The organism is Nitratireductor aquibiodomus NL21 = JCM 21793 (genome assembly GCF_000615975.1).
GTDB lineage: Bacteria > Pseudomonadota > Alphaproteobacteria > Rhizobiales > Rhizobiaceae > Nitratireductor > Nitratireductor aquibiodomus.
In genome coordinates this window covers 14,651-29,538 of the sequence record NZ_BAMP01000050.1, presented here as the reverse complement: position 1 = coordinate 29,538, position 14,888 = coordinate 14,651, and the positions used below count along the sequence as shown (strand labels likewise).

General features: G+C 58.8%; 15 protein-coding genes and 1 pseudogene. 13 read left to right on the top strand and 3 right to left on the bottom strand.

All coding sequences use genetic code 11. The features are described 5' to 3' along the window. The first annotated feature begins 141 nt into the window (after positions 1–141). From JCM21793_RS14260 to JCM21793_RS14190, 13 genes and pseudogenes are all read left to right on the top strand, one after another. Complete coding sequence (locus JCM21793_RS14260; protein ID WP_025030805.1) at positions 142–804, top strand: conjugal transfer protein TrbF; 663 nt, start codon at positions 142–144, stop codon at positions 802–804. Positions 805–824: 20 nt separating this feature from the next. After that, entirely contained in the window at positions 825–1,649 is an 825-nt protein-coding gene (gene trbG, locus JCM21793_RS14255) for a P-type conjugative transfer protein TrbG (protein WP_025030804.1), read from the top strand. A 4-nt stretch (positions 1,650–1,653) separates the two neighbouring features. Then, on the top strand, positions 1,654–2,121 hold the full coding sequence (gene trbH / locus JCM21793_RS14250; RefSeq protein ID WP_025030803.1) for a conjugal transfer protein TrbH: 468 nt from the start codon (positions 1,654–1,656) through the stop codon (positions 2,119–2,121). Continuing rightward, complete coding sequence (trbI, locus tag JCM21793_RS14245) at positions 2,118–3,422, top strand: IncP-type conjugal transfer protein TrbI (protein WP_025030802.1); 1,305 nt, start codon at positions 2,118–2,120, stop codon at positions 3,420–3,422. Before trbH ends, trbI begins: the two co-directional genes overlap by 4 nt. Positions 3,423–3,523: 101 nt before the next feature. Next, on the top strand, positions 3,524–4,207 hold the full coding sequence (locus tag JCM21793_RS14240) for an autoinducer binding domain-containing protein (protein WP_025030801.1): 684 nt from the start codon (positions 3,524–3,526) through the stop codon (positions 4,205–4,207). 123 nt (positions 4,208–4,330) lie between these two features. Next, a complete protein-coding gene (locus JCM21793_RS14235; RefSeq protein ID WP_025030800.1) occupies positions 4,331–5,140 on the top strand; it encodes a PKD domain-containing protein in 810 nt (269 codons plus the stop codon). A 144-nt stretch (positions 5,141–5,284) separates the two neighbouring features. After that, positions 5,285–6,508, top strand: a complete 1,224-nt coding sequence (locus JCM21793_RS14230) for an ATP synthase subunit I (RefSeq protein WP_025030799.1) — start codon at positions 5,285–5,287, stop codon at positions 6,506–6,508. Between the two features lie 192 nt (positions 6,509–6,700). Next, positions 6,701–7,168 carry an HNH endonuclease family protein gene (locus JCM21793_RS14225; protein ID WP_025030798.1) on the top strand — a complete coding sequence of 156 codons (468 nt, stop codon included), beginning with the start codon at positions 6,701–6,703 and terminating at the stop codon, positions 7,166–7,168. A 41-nt stretch (positions 7,169–7,209) separates the two neighbouring features. Then, positions 7,210–7,962, top strand: a pseudogene (locus JCM21793_RS28790) (IS5 family transposase). Then, positions 7,963–9,699 (top strand): AAA family ATPase, encoded by a 1,737-nt coding sequence (locus JCM21793_RS28310; protein WP_081784723.1) that lies wholly within the window; start codon positions 7,963–7,965, stop codon positions 9,697–9,699. A gap of 100 nt (positions 9,700–9,799) precedes the next feature. After that, a complete protein-coding gene (locus tag JCM21793_RS14200) occupies positions 9,800–10,054 on the top strand; it encodes an HNH endonuclease family protein (protein WP_155983455.1) in 255 nt (84 codons plus the stop codon). A gap of 50 nt (positions 10,055–10,104) precedes the next feature. Next, positions 10,105–10,701 carry a hypothetical protein gene (locus JCM21793_RS14195; protein WP_025030793.1) on the top strand — a complete coding sequence of 199 codons (597 nt, stop codon included), beginning with the start codon at positions 10,105–10,107 and terminating at the stop codon, positions 10,699–10,701. A gap of 517 nt (positions 10,702–11,218) precedes the next feature. Continuing rightward, complete coding sequence (locus JCM21793_RS14190) at positions 11,219–12,559, top strand: NACHT domain-containing protein (RefSeq protein ID WP_155983454.1); 1,341 nt, start codon at positions 11,219–11,221, stop codon at positions 12,557–12,559. 127 nt (positions 12,560–12,686) lie between these two features. On the opposite strand, the gene JCM21793_RS14185 is transcribed toward JCM21793_RS14190, so the two are convergent. From JCM21793_RS14185 to JCM21793_RS14175, 3 genes are all read right to left on the bottom strand, one after another. Continuing rightward, complete coding sequence (locus tag JCM21793_RS14185; RefSeq protein ID WP_081784722.1) at positions 12,687–13,145, bottom strand: transcriptional repressor TraM; 459 nt, start codon at positions 13,143–13,145, stop codon at positions 12,687–12,689. A gap of 169 nt (positions 13,146–13,314) precedes the next feature. Next, a complete protein-coding gene (locus JCM21793_RS14180; protein WP_051556195.1) occupies positions 13,315–14,001 on the bottom strand; it encodes an acyl-homoserine-lactone synthase in 687 nt (228 codons plus the stop codon). 71 nt (positions 14,002–14,072) lie between these two features. Beyond that, positions 14,073–14,738, bottom strand: a complete 666-nt coding sequence (locus tag JCM21793_RS14175) for a LuxR family transcriptional regulator (RefSeq protein WP_162175225.1) — start codon at positions 14,736–14,738, stop codon at positions 14,073–14,075. Between the last annotated feature and the right edge of the window lie 150 nt (positions 14,739–14,888).

The window sequence follows — 14,888 nt, the reverse complement described above, 5'->3', positions numbered from 1 at the left end:
CTCGGCCGCCCGGGACAAGGCGATCGGTGTTCCGGGCACCTGGGGCGCATCCACATTGGGCCTCGCAAACGCCAAGCTTGACCAGTCCCAAGGCCGTTCCGCCTCCCGACCGAACCGTGACGAGAAAGCGTGACAGAAACCATGGCCAGAACCATTACTCCGGAAAATCCCTATCTCGCGGCACGCCAGGAATGGAACGAACGCTACGGGTCATATGTGAAGGCAGCCGCAGCTTGGCGGATCGTCGGCATCACCGGCATGCTCATGGCGGTGATCGGCTTCTCCTATGCGCTCTATCAGAGCACACAGGTCAAGCTGGTCCCCTATATCGTCGAGGTCGACAAGCTGGGGACGGCGGCGACCACAGGGTTCCCGCAGCAGATCGAATATGCGGATCCCCGCGTGGTGCGCGCGACGCTTGGAAGCTTCATCTCGAACTTCCGCTCAGTGACGCCCGACACGGTCGTGCAGAAGCAATATATCGACCGCGCCTATGCGCATCTCAGGTCGCCCGACCCGGCGACCGAAAAGGTCAATGCGTGGTTTCGGAGCAACTCGCCCTTCGATCGGGCGCGGTCCCTAACCGTCGCGGTCGAGGTGACCAATATCGTGCCTCTTTCCAACCAGAGCTATCAGATCGACTGGACCGAGTACGAGCGAGACCGGCAGGGCAAGGAACTCGCCACAAGGCGGTTCCGTGGTGTCGCCACGGTGACCCTGACCCCGCCACAGGACGAGGCGGTGATCCGCCTCAACCCCATCGGACTTTATTTGAAGGATTTTGACTGGACGGCGCAACTCTAGGTGCCCCGGAGGATAGGTGAATGAAAAAAGCAAACTTCCGCGGCATCGCGCTTTGCGCCGGCGTGATGATCGCGGCTGCGACGCTGCCCGCTCAGGGACAACAGCTCACCAGCAATGAAGCGCGCGGCACGCAGCTTTCCGGCCAGTGGCAGCACCGGCAGGGCGTCGTAACGCGCGGTGCTGACGGCAAGGTGATTTTCCTCTACGGGGAGGTTCAGCCGTCGGTCGTCTGCTCGCCGCTGCAGGTCTGCGACATCGAGCTTCAGGCCGGGGAGGTGGTGCGAGACGTCCTTCTTGGCGACACCGTGCGCTGGAAAGTCGAACCGGCAACCTCCGGTGCGCCGAGCGGACAGGCGATCCACCTGATCGTTAAACCGTCCGAAGCTGGTCTCGTCACGTCGATGGTCGTGACGACCTCGCGGCGGACCTATCATATTCAGCTCAAATCGCATCACAGCCAGTACATGGCGCGCGTCGGCTTCGACTATCCCGAAGACATCAACGCACGGTTCGCCGAGATCAATGCGCGCATCGAGGCGAGCGTTGTGCCAGGGGCCGGCGTGCCGGCCGATCAGCTGGACTTCGCATTCCGTATCAGCGGCGCGGCGCGCTGGCGGCCGACCCGGATCTACAGCGACGGGATGAAGACCTACATCCAGTTTCCGTCATCGTTGTCAGGGCAGGAGGCGCCGGTCCTGTTCGTCGTCTCCGGCGGCGAAAACCGGATCGTCAACTACCGCATGAACGGCACGATGATGGTCGTCGACTACAACATCGATCGGGCCATCCTGGTGTCCGGCGTTGGCCGCCAGCAGCAGAAGATCACGATCCGGCGGGGAGGGTAGGGCGATGCGCGCGATCAATTCCCTTCTCCGTCTCTCGGCCGGCTTGCTGGTCCTGGCGATGCTGGCTGCGTGCCAGACGATGAGTGGACCCGGCCTCATTCGCAGCGAAGTCACGGCCGAACTCACACCGGAATCGGCGAATGCCATTGCCGGCGACATGGTGGGGCGGCTGGCGGAGCAGGTCGGACCGGGCACGACCACGATCGAGCTCCGCGGAAGTGAGACCCTGTTTGGCTCGGCCCTAGAGGCGGCGCTCCGCGAATGGGGCTATGCCGTCGTCACCGATCAGGCGACCGAAGAGGCCGTCGTCGCGCCGCTGGCCTATTCTATCGATCCCTTCGAGGGCGGCGTGCTCGTGCGACTCTCGACCCTGCAGGTCGAGCTGACCCGCATGTACACGCTGAACGCCGCCGGTGCGACGCCGGCCAGCCCGTTGTCGGTCATGCAGCGCGGATCGGAGGACGCATCGTGACCGAGTCCCTGAAACTGGGCGGCGCCGGTCCGCAGGACGGACCGCGCATCAGGCGCCTCAATCGCGTTCCGGTGATCGTCGCCATCCTGCTGGTCGTCATATTTCTGGCGGTGATCTTTTACGGCCTGTCGTCGAGAGGGCTGCATTTCGGCGGAAACCCGCAGATCGAGCCGTCGTCAGCGCGGCCCGCGTCCAACGACGCCGAGCGCCTTAAGCAAGGTGTGCCGGACGGGATCATCGGCGAGCCACAGCCCGTCGTGGTCCAGCCGACACCGATCGAGGAGCCAGAGCGACCGAGGAATCCGTTTCAACGGGAACCAGAGCCGACGCCCACCGTCGTCACTGCCCCCGAGCCGACGCTTGAGCCGGAAGCGGTGTGGCGGGCGCGGCTGCAGCGCGAACAGGACGAACAGGTCCTCAGAGAATACCAGCGGCAGCAAATGGCGAGCATCCAGGCGGAAGGTGCTGCCTTCGACTCTCCGATCGCGGTCAACCTGAAGGACCTCGAAAACACGAGTGCTGCGGCCACGCCGACGTCTCAGCAAACAGGGCTGACGAACGCGAACCGGCCGGCGAGTGCGCTCGATCTCTATGGCGCCGCTCTTCAATCCGGCATCGGCCAGGCTGCCGACCCGAACGGGCAGGCATCCAAACAGCAGTTCTTCAACCAAGACATCGCGGACCTCGGCTATCTGCCGAACTCCGTCGTCCCGCAAATGTCGCCCTTCGAGCTGAAGCGCGGCTCGGTCATCCCGGCCACGCTGATCACTGGCATCAATTCCGATCTTCCCGGCCGCATCACCGCGCAGGTCTCGCAGAACGTCTATGACAGCGCGACGGGAAGGCGGCTGTTGATTCCGCAGGGCGCGAAGCTGTTCGGGCGCTACGATTCCGAGGTGACGTTTGGTCAGAACCGGGTGCTTGTCGTTTGGACCGATATCATCTTCCCGAACGGCTCGACCCTGCAGATAGGCGGCATGGCTGGAACGGACGGCGCGGGATACGGCGGTTTCCACGATCAGGTCGATAACCATTATCTGCGCACGTTCGGATCAGCGATCCTCGTGGCGCTGATCGGCGCCGGCACCGAGATGCTGCTGCCTGACGATAACAGCACATCGACGACGGTGGACAGCGCCAGCGACGCGGCGCGCCGGTCTTTCGCCGAAACCTTCAGCCAGATTTCGGAGCAGACCGTGTCGAAAAACCTCAATGTGCAGCCGACCCTGGAGATTCGGCCCGGCTATCGCTTCAATATTTTGGTCGATCAAGACATAATTTTCCCAAAGGCTTATCAATAATGTTGAGAACTGTGAGTCGCGCCTCAGAGTGTAGTGGCCCGTGCATCTGCAGTTTTCTAGTATGTCGGACTTTAATAATATTGAATGAGTTGCTTCTACACTTGATCGACACTTTGTCGCTTCCTCTCGAGGAACGGGCGGCTCGGCGTGCCCTACGGGATTTTTGCGAGGGTGCGGGCTTCGACTTTTTTGCGTATTTGCACTTGCGCGGACAAGAGAGTTTCGCGGTGTCGAACTATCCGCAGCCCTGGTGCGATCGCTACGTTCAGAGGAACTATCTTCTCGTCGATCCGGTCGTGACCAAGGCCAAACACGGCCCGCCCATCTTCACTTGGTCCGCTGACGAGTCCAAGAGGGCTGGCCGGCGGGATGTCACTCAGTTCTACAAGGACGCAAGCCGGTTCGGCATCAGGTCCGGACTGTCAATTTCGGCGCCGCTCGGCTTCAAGGACCGGATGGTGTTCACGCTATCCTCGAATAAGCCGCAGGTGTGCATAGACGAGGATCCGGACCCGGTCACGGCGGCGATGGCGGTTGCATTTGTCCATTCCCGCCTCGGTGGCGCCACCCGTGATGCGACGCTGGCCTGCGAGATCCATTTGTCGCCGCGCGAAGCAGAGTGCCTCAGATGGTTCGCCGATGGAATGTCGATGCCAGACATCGCGGAAACCGTCGGAATTGGCTATCGATCCGTTCGCTCCTATCTCGACGAGGCAACACGAAAACTTGGCGCGGCGAACAGCCGACAAGCAGCATCGATCGCAATCCGGCTGGGGTTGATCTAGTCGGCTACGCCGCAGCACGCGTGGTGCGCCAATCAGCTTATCGGTCGCCGCACCCAGTGCAACAGACATGGCCGCACCGAAGATCACGTGGTAACTTCCACTTTGACAGGAAGAGTACTGACGATGAACGAAGGCGCAAAGACTGCGTTTGCAGATTCTGTAGGTGGGAAAATACTGATCGGTGTGGCAATCGCTGCCATTTCGGGTCTGCTCGGCGTCTTTGGTGGGTGGATCGTGGCACGTGATGCGCCTCCCGTGGCGGCTCTGGAGCCTTCCGAACTAACCGTCGCTCCAGATGAAGTCGTTCAGTTCAGCGCTGAGGCATCAAGCGATCCCGAAGGTGGAGAGCTCTCATTCGTTTGGTCGGTTGGGGGAACGAAACTCGAAGAGAGCCCTATAGCGAGGTGTGCTGCGAACGGCGCTGTGGCGGAGTGCAGGTTCATTTCGCCTGGGACATTCGGTGTCGGCGTGAAAGTGATGGACGATGTCGGACTGTCGAGCAACGCCGTTGGATCTGTTTCCGTCGTGATTGAAGGCGGGTATATCGGCCTGCGTGTCGTCGAGCGGGCTGAAAACGCCGATGCCATGTATCGCGCGCTCCTCTCCTCCGTGGACTGGCTTGACGTGCAGGCGCATTCGCCGCGATTGCTGGTTTTCTATGATCCCGACCAAGGGCGCGCGGTCTATGCCGCTTCTGTCGCCGCAAAGGCGGACGCCGACCTGTCGGTTTTGCAGGGCGCCAAGATCATGGTGCCCTTTTCTTCAGGTCGTGCATTCGATGTGATCCGCGAAGGCCTCGAGTCGGCTGGTGCCAGCGTCGTGTCGATGCCAACGGATCAAGTTATCCTCGCGCTGCAATCCGGTGCCGGTGAGGTCGGCTTTGTCCCGATGTCGACACCGGGATCGATATGTGAGCTGACAAGTAGCTGCTGAAACTACCGCCCATAGAGTTCCGATAATTATTTACATCGAGTTATTATACCGAATTCCTGGGTCGATAGTTAAGCTGCAGAACTTGTGTAAATCCAGGCCTTCATTATGCTGTATTCATTGGTTTGACCGGAGTGTTGCGATCAGATGAAGCAAGCCATTGTGATCATGCATGGAATGGGCGAGCAGGTCCCGATGTCGACCTTGAACTCCTTTGTTCATTCGGTCTGGACCACGGATGACAGTCTGGTTGATCAGGGCAAACCCGATCCCAACACCGGGGGCACGCGGGACGGAAATGCATCTTGGGCAAAGCCTGATAGCCGCAACAACTCCACTGAACTTCGGCGCGTGACAACTGAACGAGACGCATCAGGCAACTACACCGATTTCTACGAATACTATTGGGCCCACCTGATGCAGGGCAACACCTGGGAGCACGTCAAAAGCTGGATCCAGGACCTGCTGTTACGCAATCCATTTACCCGCGTTCCCGCCCGCGTTTTTCATGCCTGGTTGGTTTTGTGGCTGATCGCTTTGGTCGTCATCGCGGTCACCCTTTATGGCATGTGGCCAAAGGAAGATGCCCCGGAACCATGGGTGAGCTTTATCTTGTCTCTGATCGGGCTTGGGCTGGCGGCGTTTGTCTCGAACGTTTTGATTAAGCGCTTCGGCGACGTGGCGCGCTATGTCAAAGCTTGGCCGCCCAACGTCGCCAAACGACATGCGATCCGGCAGGCAGGGGTCGATCTGCTGATCAGGCTGATCGATTCAAAGGATTCCAACGGCAACGAGGAATACGAGCGCATCGTCGTGGTCGCCCATTCGCTCGGGACGATCGTGGCCTATGACATCCTTGGCATGGTCTTCGATCACTACAATGGCAAGTTCGGCACCTCGAAAAACCAGCCCGAGCGCGACAAGCTCGAGCAGATGATCCGCGATGCGCAGGCTTCAGGTAAATTGGACATTGATGCATTTCAGGTCCAACAGGCCGCCACCTTGGCCGAGGCGCGCGATCACGGCGCGCCGTGGAAGATCACTGATTTCGTTACTCTCGGGTCTCCGCTGACACATGCGGAGTTTCTGATGGCCGAGAGCCTTGAAGATTTGCGCGCGCGCCAGGCTCGGCGCAACCTGCCGACCTGCCCGCCAGTGATGGAATATGACGGAACGACCAAGCTGCAACATTTCACTTATTCTGGCAAAGCTGATCGGAAGCCATCCGACCCGCGCACGCCGCACCACGCGGCGGCATTCGGGTATACGCGATGGACCAACCTGTTCTCTCCGGAAAAGTACATCGTAACGGGCGACCTGATCTCTGGGCCGGTCGGCGAAGCTTCGGCTCAAAAGGGGAGGGTGGGCTGATCCAGGGCATCCGCGACATCGCGGTGCTTCCCCGACTGGAGGGTCAAGGACAGATCGCGCCGGGGCACCGGCGTTCAGGTTTTTCGCATAACAACTACTGGAACATGGGCAAGGGCACGGAGACCGGCGCTGTCGAGGTTCCCCACCACATCGAACAACTGCGCAAAGCGCTAGGAATCTTGAGGTAGGGCGATGCGGTTCATCGATAGGAAATCCCTGACTCCGCCGGAACTTCTGTTCGACAAGCGAACCGACGAGGCGCGGCAGGAGATCGATAGGTGGATCGAACAATCACAGTCAAAAGGCGGGACCCGGCGCCCGCCGTCCTCGGACTGGTTAGACGAGGAGCCGAATTTTCGGCGTCAGGTGGCGAAGGAATTCCACGGCTGCTGCGCCTACTGCGAAAGGAATACACCCCTCGACGACAAAGCTCGCCAGGGTCTGGTCAGTCGCCATCGACCCAAAATGCTTGCGCAAGACGAAAGCGGTCGCACTGAACTGACCGCCTATGCATGGCTGACCTATGACTGGGAGAATATCATTTGGGTCTGCTCAGTGTGCGCGCGGCTGAAAGGGAACAATTTCATTACGAGAAATACCTCACGCCCGATTGGCGAGCCGCTAGGGTCGAAACCCAATCAGGGTATTGAAGGCCCGTAGCAAATCAGATTCCCTGCCGTTGTTTTGCGACGGAGGCGATGATGAGCAGGTTTTTCTGGCTGGACGACGAGGCGTGGGCGGCGATCGAGCCGCACCTTCCGAAGAACCAGCCCGGCGCGCGCAGTCGATGATCGCCGAGTGATCAGCGGCATCCTGCACGTGCTGAAGACAGGCTGTCGCTGGCAGGACTGCCCGGCCGAATACGGCCCGTCCACGACGATTTACAACCGCTTCAACCGCTGGTCCCGCCGGCAGGTCTGGAGCCGGATTCTGGACGCTCTCGTTGCCAAGGGCGTGCTTGCGCTGTCGGCGTCGATCGACTCCAGCTACGTGAAGGCGCATCGCTCAGCCCATGGCGGAAAAGGGGGGCGAAGGCGCAGGCCATCGGCCCGTCGCGCGGCGGCCAGACCACCAAGATCCATGCCGTGACGGACCTACTCGGGCGACCGGCCATTCTGTTGCTGACGGCAGGCAATGTCGCCGACGTCACCATGGCCGGACCGCTGATGGACGCGGCCGGTCGGGTGCGCTGCCTGATCGCCGACAAGGGCTACGACGCCAACGCGCTGCGCAGACGCCTGCACGCCGAAGGTGCCGATGTCGTCATTCCAGGACGCTCGAACCGGAAGGTGCCGATCGACTACGACGAGGTCCGCTACAAGGGGCGCTGGCGCATCGAGGCAGCTTTCTGCAGGCTGAAGGACTTCCGGCGCGTCGCCACCCGATACGACAAGCTCGCCCGAAACTTCCTCTCCGCCGTCGCGCTCGCAACCCTCGTCGCGTTCTGGGTCTGAATGAGTCTCGACCCTAGAGAGCTGCGCGAGGTTGAAGGGGCGCTAATCCTCGACCCGACTTTCGATGATCCGGCGTCGCACCTTCGTTTCCACGTTGACGGACGAGTGTCTTCCGAGAGCCCAGAGGGCAAGGCAACCGTCAAACTTCTCGATCTCAACCGGAGTGACCTTATTGAAGAGCGGCACAGGGCCCTGCGCGCGTTCGCGCATCAGCTGATCTCGGGGGATATCATCGCCGGTCAGGGCGTCCTTTCGACCGGGATCTCGGAAAACCCGTTCGCCCACTCGGGTGCCGTAACGCAGGTCATTCGGCTGCTGCTTGTTGAGCGCTCGTCCGCGGAAACGAGTGTCGAAGAGCTTGCCGAGCAAATCAACTCGATGCCTGCTTCGGAACGACAGGCGCTTGCCGATGAGCTGCTCAGCGACATCTCGCCCTCGGATCAGCTCTCGGGTGCAAGCCCCGCCCCCGAAAGCTATCTGGCTTCTGCCGGAATCCGTCGTCGGATACCCAACATCCGTGAGCTCCCCAGTGCGGAGCATCCCATTACGCGTGTCGAAATCTCCAATTTCAAGGCGCTGCGCCATATAGAGTTCAACCTCCCTAATAGCGTAGCGGACGAGGAAAACTCCCCCTGCATGCTTCTCTTGGGTGAGAACGCGACGGGCAAGTCGTCAGTGCTGGAGGCGATGACGCTTGCCGTGATTGGCGCGACTGAAGCGGCGGAGCTCGATCGCACAATCAAGCACGAAGACCTTTCACCCCGGAACTTGATTCATCGGCCAGACCCTTATCACTGGGATCAAACGGCCGATGCGATGGCAGTGAAGCTCTCGTTTCTTGACAGCGAACATGAGATTGAACTGACGGCAGAGGCGGGGGACGAGCGGTTCTGGGGCAGCGACCATTGTTCTAAGGTGGTTCTCGGATACGGCCCCCGGCGCTTCTTCACTTCCCGCAAGACACGACGCCTGCGCGCGCCTGCGAACCGCGTGCGTTCGCTGTTCGACCCGATGGACATGATCGCAAATCCGATCTTCTGGTTGTCTGATCTGGACGACGAGGCTTTCTTTGCGGCAGCGCGCGCCTTGCGGGAAGTCTTAATGCTGGACGTCGAAGATGACTTTGAGCGCGACAAGGATCCGGACACGCCGGGTCAGATCTATATCCGCCAGGGCGATCAACGGGTTGCAATGAAGGACGTGTCGGTCGGCTACAAGTCCGTCATAGCGATGGTCTGCGACATCATCCGCGAGTTGCTCTATCACTACGACAACCTCGAGTATGCCTGCGCCGTCGTGTTCATCGACGAGATCGAAACTCACCTGCACCCGCGCTGGAAGATGCAGATCATGCAGTTGTTGCGCCGGGCCTTTCCCAAGGTGCAATTCATCGTCACAACTCACGATCCCCTCTGCCTGCGCGGCATGTATGACGGGGAAGTTTTCGTCCTGCAGCGTTCGCCTGCGGACAATGTGGAACGTGTCGAGAATTTACCCTCGATCAAAGGTATGCAAGCAGAACAGATCCTGACGTCAGAGTTCTTTGGTCTGGGTTCAACCGATCCGGAGACCGATGCACGACTGGTTCGCTACAACCGATTTGCTGCCCGAATCGAAGATCTGAATGAAGACGAGCAGGCTGAAATGGCGCGCCTACGCGACGAGCTAGACGATGGAATGGTTCTGGCTCGACTCTGCATGAGCAGGCCTATGCCGAGGCCCTCCAGGCCCGCGTGAGACAGCGCAATGTCAGCCCCACAAAAGCTCCTTCGCCGGATCGCGCGGAACTGAGAAAGACCTTTTCGGCTCTTTTTGAAAGCGGTTCACGATGATTCCGGTGACACGCACGGACTGTCCGCCCTCGTTGGATCCCAACGACCCAGACGCAAGTGGTCCCAAGGAATTTCGCAAGATCCGCGACATGCTGGCCAATGGTGAGACGGTCAAGAGCGACGACTTCAGTGCATATGGTAGCCGCGCCGTGCGCGAAGCGCTGCGCGAAATGTTCCATGGAAAGTGCGCCTATTGCGAAAGCAAGATCGCGGGAAGCCAGGATACCGACGTCGAGCACTACCGACCAAGAAGGGCGTGACTGAAGCTGAGGACGCCGGCGTCGCACACCCTGGGTATTGGTGGCTAGCAATGGTCTGGGAGAACCTGGTCCTTTCATGTCAGCACTGCAATCAGTCGCGTTCTTATCACGTGATCATCCCGGACGATCTCGAGACCGAGGACGAGCTGATCGAATTCCTGCAGAACCAGCCCACTAGTAGGGCCGGCAAGCTAAATGCGTTCCCGACCGAAGATGGCGTCTGGGCGCTTGGCCCGGGAGATGATTTAACCGTCGAAAAGCCGCTGATCCTGAACCCAGTGGACACCGACCCTGGCGACCATCTGGATTGGGTGCTGCTTCAAGGCGCCTCGACGGTTCGTGCCCGTAATGGAAGCCCGGTTGGTGAGGCGACACGCAAGATCCTCGGCTTAAACCGTCGCTGGCTGGAAGAGGACCGCCGTATCCACCTCCTGGAAATGCGCGAAGATCGCAACGACATCATTGACACGATCAACAACTGGCTCACGGCCAATGATCAAAACGAAAAGGAACGCTGGAAAGCCCAGGCTGATCGCGCAATAGACAGGCTTGTTCGCCGCACGACAGATGAGAAACCCTTCGCGGGAATGGCGAGAGCCTTCCTTGCTCTGGTGCAAGAAGAAGTTCTTGAAATGCAGCAGCAGTAGAGAACGGGCTTTGAGGGGATAGCCGGTGCATGAATACCTTCAAGGAAGAACCTGATCTCGAGCGACTTGCCGAGGCCGCTCTCGGCTTGGCCCCTGAACATTACGTTCCTCTATCATTGGTAGGGACTGATGGAGTCCACAGAGCGCCGCTGGATGTCCAGAGTACGTCTCAACGGTTTGTTGTTGTCGGAGGCGCCGGCGCTGGTAAGACCGTCCTCGCCAGGCATCTGGTTTCACAGGCGGCCCGCGGGTTCCTGAGAGATAAGGTCAACGAGGTCTGCCCGATATACATCCGTGGTATCGAGTTGTCTCGGATCATCGCAGACCCGAATTACGAAACGCTGGCTCATGGTCGAGTGTTGCTCACGAGATCTGAGCTCGTGTCGCTCCTGTCGCTAGGGAAAGCGTCCCTTTGGCTCGATGGCCTTGATGAGCTGCCGCGTGAAGCGATTGAGGACCAGTACTCTGGCAGATGTTATCGGGCGAATGGAAAGTCGTCATCTCGACAAGGCCTCCCGTGCACCAGGCTCTGGCCGAATGGCAGTTGTTTGAACTTGCGGCGCTAGATCTTGAACAGGCGCGAGTGTTCGTGTCGAAACTATCACCGAATACCGACCTAGCTGAAAAATTCATTGATCTAATCAGCAAGCAGCAGGGACTACTCGACCTCGTTCGGTCACCTCTACTACTAGAGATGCTGTTTCAAGTGTTCCTGGTAAGCGGGTCGCTACCGGACAATCCTACATCGCTTTTTTCAATGACGATTCAGACCTACTTGGAGCGTTGGGATAGCAAGCGGTCCTCGATAAATATCTTGACCCGCTCCGAAAGGGTTCACTTCCTCTCGCATATCGCACGCAGGATGTACGGAGAGAATCGCTACGCTCTTTATCGCAGCGAGATCATTCTTGTTATTCGCGATCAGAGTACTGTTAACTTCCGTCCGGAAGAGGTGCTGGAAGACATTACGACAACCGGACTTCTGCGTCGCGAAAGAGATGGTCAGTTCGAGTTCGCCCATAAGTCCCTAATGATGTACTTGATCGCATATGGCTTGCAGGACGATCCAGCTGACCTCGCAATCCTGCTCAGAGAGAACGACTCGGCGTGGCGAGAACTTGTTCAGTTGTTCGGTGCGCTTGCCCAGAAAGTTGACGATCTCGTCGAGGCATTTCTGGAGTTTGGATGGGTGACACAGGCTGCGTATGCGCTGTCAGCCGGCTCCGTGCGCAACGACGACCTCGAGTCGCGAGTTGCTGATACAGTTGAAGCACAGTTGGGTTCGAAGTTCATAAGGTCAGCAGCCCGGTACTGGGTTTCGAAGTCCGATGAAGACCCAATTGAGGATCTCCGACTTCGCAAAGAGGAAGAGCTCGCGCTGTTCAACCGAGCGACAGACCCTACGCTCTCTGCACATGAGCGAGGAAAGTTGTTTGAGCAGTTTGTGGCGGCCTTCTTTGGTGGTCCGTTTAGACTGATCAATGGAAACGTTCTTACGCTTCATGGCGAATTTGACCTTGTGTTTGAGCTGGTTTCGAAAGGGCCCTTCTGGCACGATCTCGGCGGTCAAGTGCTTGTTGAATGTAAGAACGAGGCCAAACGGGCCAACACGGAACAAGTCAACCACTTCATGCAGAAGGTAAACAATGTCCAGGACATCCGCGTTGCCTTTTTTGTGGCCCGTAGCGGTGTTGGGAGAGCAGCGCTTGATGCAATGCGCGTGCAAGCCGCCAATCCGGCGAAGCCGCTCGTCATTCCGATAAGCGGGGAGCAAGTCATCAGTGAGTTGGATAACAATTTAGACCGCGAAGATTTCTTCGTGCACATAATCAGCGACGCTAAACTTATGAGGCGCTAACAACAGTTCAACAATTGTGCCGCGTACAGTGATTGCGAGTCGCATAACATAGCTTATGGAACCAAAGGACATTATTCCATAATGAGTTCAGTATCTTATAGACATCCTCGATCGATTCAGCCGCATTCTAGTGACCGGTTTCGTCCTCCGGCAAACGAGGAAGGCGGCCCAGCTTGTCGATGACGGCCGACGTTATCTGGTGATGGGCGCGCATCATCAACAGCGCCAGGCGATAATCGTGGCGGAGGTCCTCGGTTTCGTTATCGAGCGGCGCCTCCGCTTCGAAAGTCAACAATTTCTCATACAGGGCCTGCGCGTGTTCGAGGCGGCTCCTCTGTTCGCGAATAACGTCCCGGGCGACCCGTTCGAGCGCGAAATCGTTCAATCCGGCAAGAATGGCGGCAATTGAATGTTTCGGCGATGATGGTTCGAGATTGAAGGCGAACGGTTCCGACAATTGCAAATCATCCCGCGGCTTGCGCCGCGGTGCGCCCCCGCGACAGAGAAAGATCTCGACCCCAAGCCGGGGGTTGGAAAACCGCTCTAGGCGGTCCCTGCGACCTTTAGCACCGGGGCGCCTGGACATACGTCACAGGCCCCCGGCCGAAAGCCGAAGGATCTTGGAGCCGATACGGTCGGCTCCAATCCGCTAGAGTGGGGTTTCCACGCCCCGAGGCGGCGCGTACCGCCTCGGGCTGAGCATATTGGATCAGGTCAACGAACGCCAGACGCCAGCCTGACTGCTTTCATTGGAATTATTCGGCATTTACCATTTGTCCAGTTGCGGGCTGTAACGGCAGTGCAGCATCGGCGAGAACCGTCTCGCTGAAATTGCCCGCGGCACCCAGTCGGGACCGCATGTCGAAGCTCATATCGAACAGGCCGGCATAGGTCATGGTCTTGCCGATTCGCACCGGCGTACCGAGCTGCTCAAAGCGGCAATCGATCGATCTGAAAATCCGAGCCATTCTGGCGTCGAAGACGGACACGATGTGCTCGATGCCCGCCCGTTGGGCGGTTTCGACCATCCCGCACAGGAGCTCCACAGTCGTCCGGTTCACTGTATGATTTGCTTCGGCCCGGTGCTTCGTCTCGAAGATGCGCGGGTTGACCGCAAAGCGAGAGCTCTCCCAGATCAAAGGGCTCTCGACTGCTCCACCTCGCATGAGCACAGAAAATACGTCCCTCAGCATGTTGGGGCCGGTTGTAGGCAACAGCCGTACCGCCCCGCGCAGCTGGCCGGACTGCTCATCGAGCGACACGAGGTACAGCGGGTCCTCGGCATCGAAGCGGTCAACCTCGCGGCCGTGTTCGACCGTAACGTCCCAGCCCAGACGGCCAGAAAAGACTTCCGCCCGCATGCGGAACATTTCGTCGACCAGTTCGGGGTGCTTGTCCTGATCGACGCTTTCAATTGCAAATATCATGATGGTGGTCTCCATTCGTTCATTGACGACGGAAACACCAGTTATCGGCGAAGCTCGAAGGCGGGAATCCGGCCCGATGGCCGGGTTTACAGGATGGGGAGGAGTAAGCCTGCTCGATGAGCGATCGAGACAGCATGGGTGTTGCTGGAGGCGTTGAGCTTGTGGCGGGCGCTCTCCAGATAGCAACGGACAGTGTGTTGAGAGAGCCCTAAGATCACTGCGCATTCCCAGGCCGTCTTGCCCTCCGCAATCCACTGCAAGCATTCGAGTTCACGAGGGGAAAGGTGCGCCATTGACGGCCGGTGCCCAACAAGACTTAGGACCTTGTCATGAAAGTGCGTCGCCAAGACCTGGAAATCGCGTAGATATACGAGCTTATCGTGGGTCCAGTCGCGATCAGAGCGGTCGCAGCTGATTGAGAACAGTCCGCGATCTCCCTGCCGGCCGTGAACCGGGATCGTGAGGCCTTTCCTTCCAAGACCAAATTCAGCGGCCTCGCCAAACAAGGTTCTGACCCTCTGGTCAGTTTTGGCGAACCCATCCCAATCGAGAGGGAGCAAGCGCCGGAAGCCAGTTTGGATGACCGGATCAATCTCCACGAAGCGCTGGCTTTTGTAGTGCTCCACCCACTCTGACGAGTACGTCACCGAAAGAAATGGCTCGTCGCTCAATTGGCCGTGTAGAGCTATACCGAAATACGCTGCGGATTTGAGGCCGTAGCGTGCCGCAAGCTTCTTGATAACAACATCCATGTTCTCGCGATTCTTCGAATCAGCGATCTCCGAAAGAGTGACACAGAACCTTGATCTATCATAGTACGACACGCCATCGACCTTTTGTGACTGTGTAACTCCCGGCTGACGTCTCTTCCCTTCCGAATTCATGACGCCGAGTGTGCCAAG

Bases quoted from the DNA above. Each gene is read 5' to 3' on its own strand.
- JCM21793_RS14235 (WP_025030800.1), top strand. From the start codon at position 4,331: ATGAACGAAGGCGCAAAGACTGCGTTTGCAGATTCTGTAGGTGGGAAA.
- trbH (WP_025030803.1), top strand. From the start codon at position 1,654: ATGCGCGCGATCAATTCCCTTCTCCGTCTCTCGGCCGGCTTGCTGGTC.
- JCM21793_RS14185 (WP_081784722.1), bottom strand. From the start codon at position 13,145: ATGTCCAGGCGCCCCGGTGCTAAAGGTCGCAGGGACCGCCTAGAGCGG.
- JCM21793_RS14180 (WP_051556195.1), bottom strand. From the start codon at position 14,001: ATGGAGACCACCATCATGATATTTGCAATTGAAAGCGTCGATCAGGAC.
- trbG (WP_025030804.1), top strand. From the start codon at position 825: ATGAAAAAAGCAAACTTCCGCGGCATCGCGCTTTGCGCCGGCGTGATG.
- JCM21793_RS28310 (WP_081784723.1), top strand. From the start codon at position 7,963: ATGAGTCTCGACCCTAGAGAGCTGCGCGAGGTTGAAGGGGCGCTAATC.
- JCM21793_RS14195 (WP_025030793.1), top strand. From the start codon at position 10,105: ATGGTCTGGGAGAACCTGGTCCTTTCATGTCAGCACTGCAATCAGTCG.
- JCM21793_RS14225 (WP_025030798.1), top strand. From the start codon at position 6,701: ATGCGGTTCATCGATAGGAAATCCCTGACTCCGCCGGAACTTCTGTTC.
- JCM21793_RS14260 (WP_025030805.1), top strand. From the start codon at position 142: ATGGCCAGAACCATTACTCCGGAAAATCCCTATCTCGCGGCACGCCAG.
- JCM21793_RS14230 (WP_025030799.1), top strand. From the start codon at position 5,285: ATGAAGCAAGCCATTGTGATCATGCATGGAATGGGCGAGCAGGTCCCG.
- JCM21793_RS14175 (WP_162175225.1), bottom strand. From the start codon at position 14,738: ATGGATGTTGTTATCAAGAAGCTTGCGGCACGCTACGGCCTCAAATCC.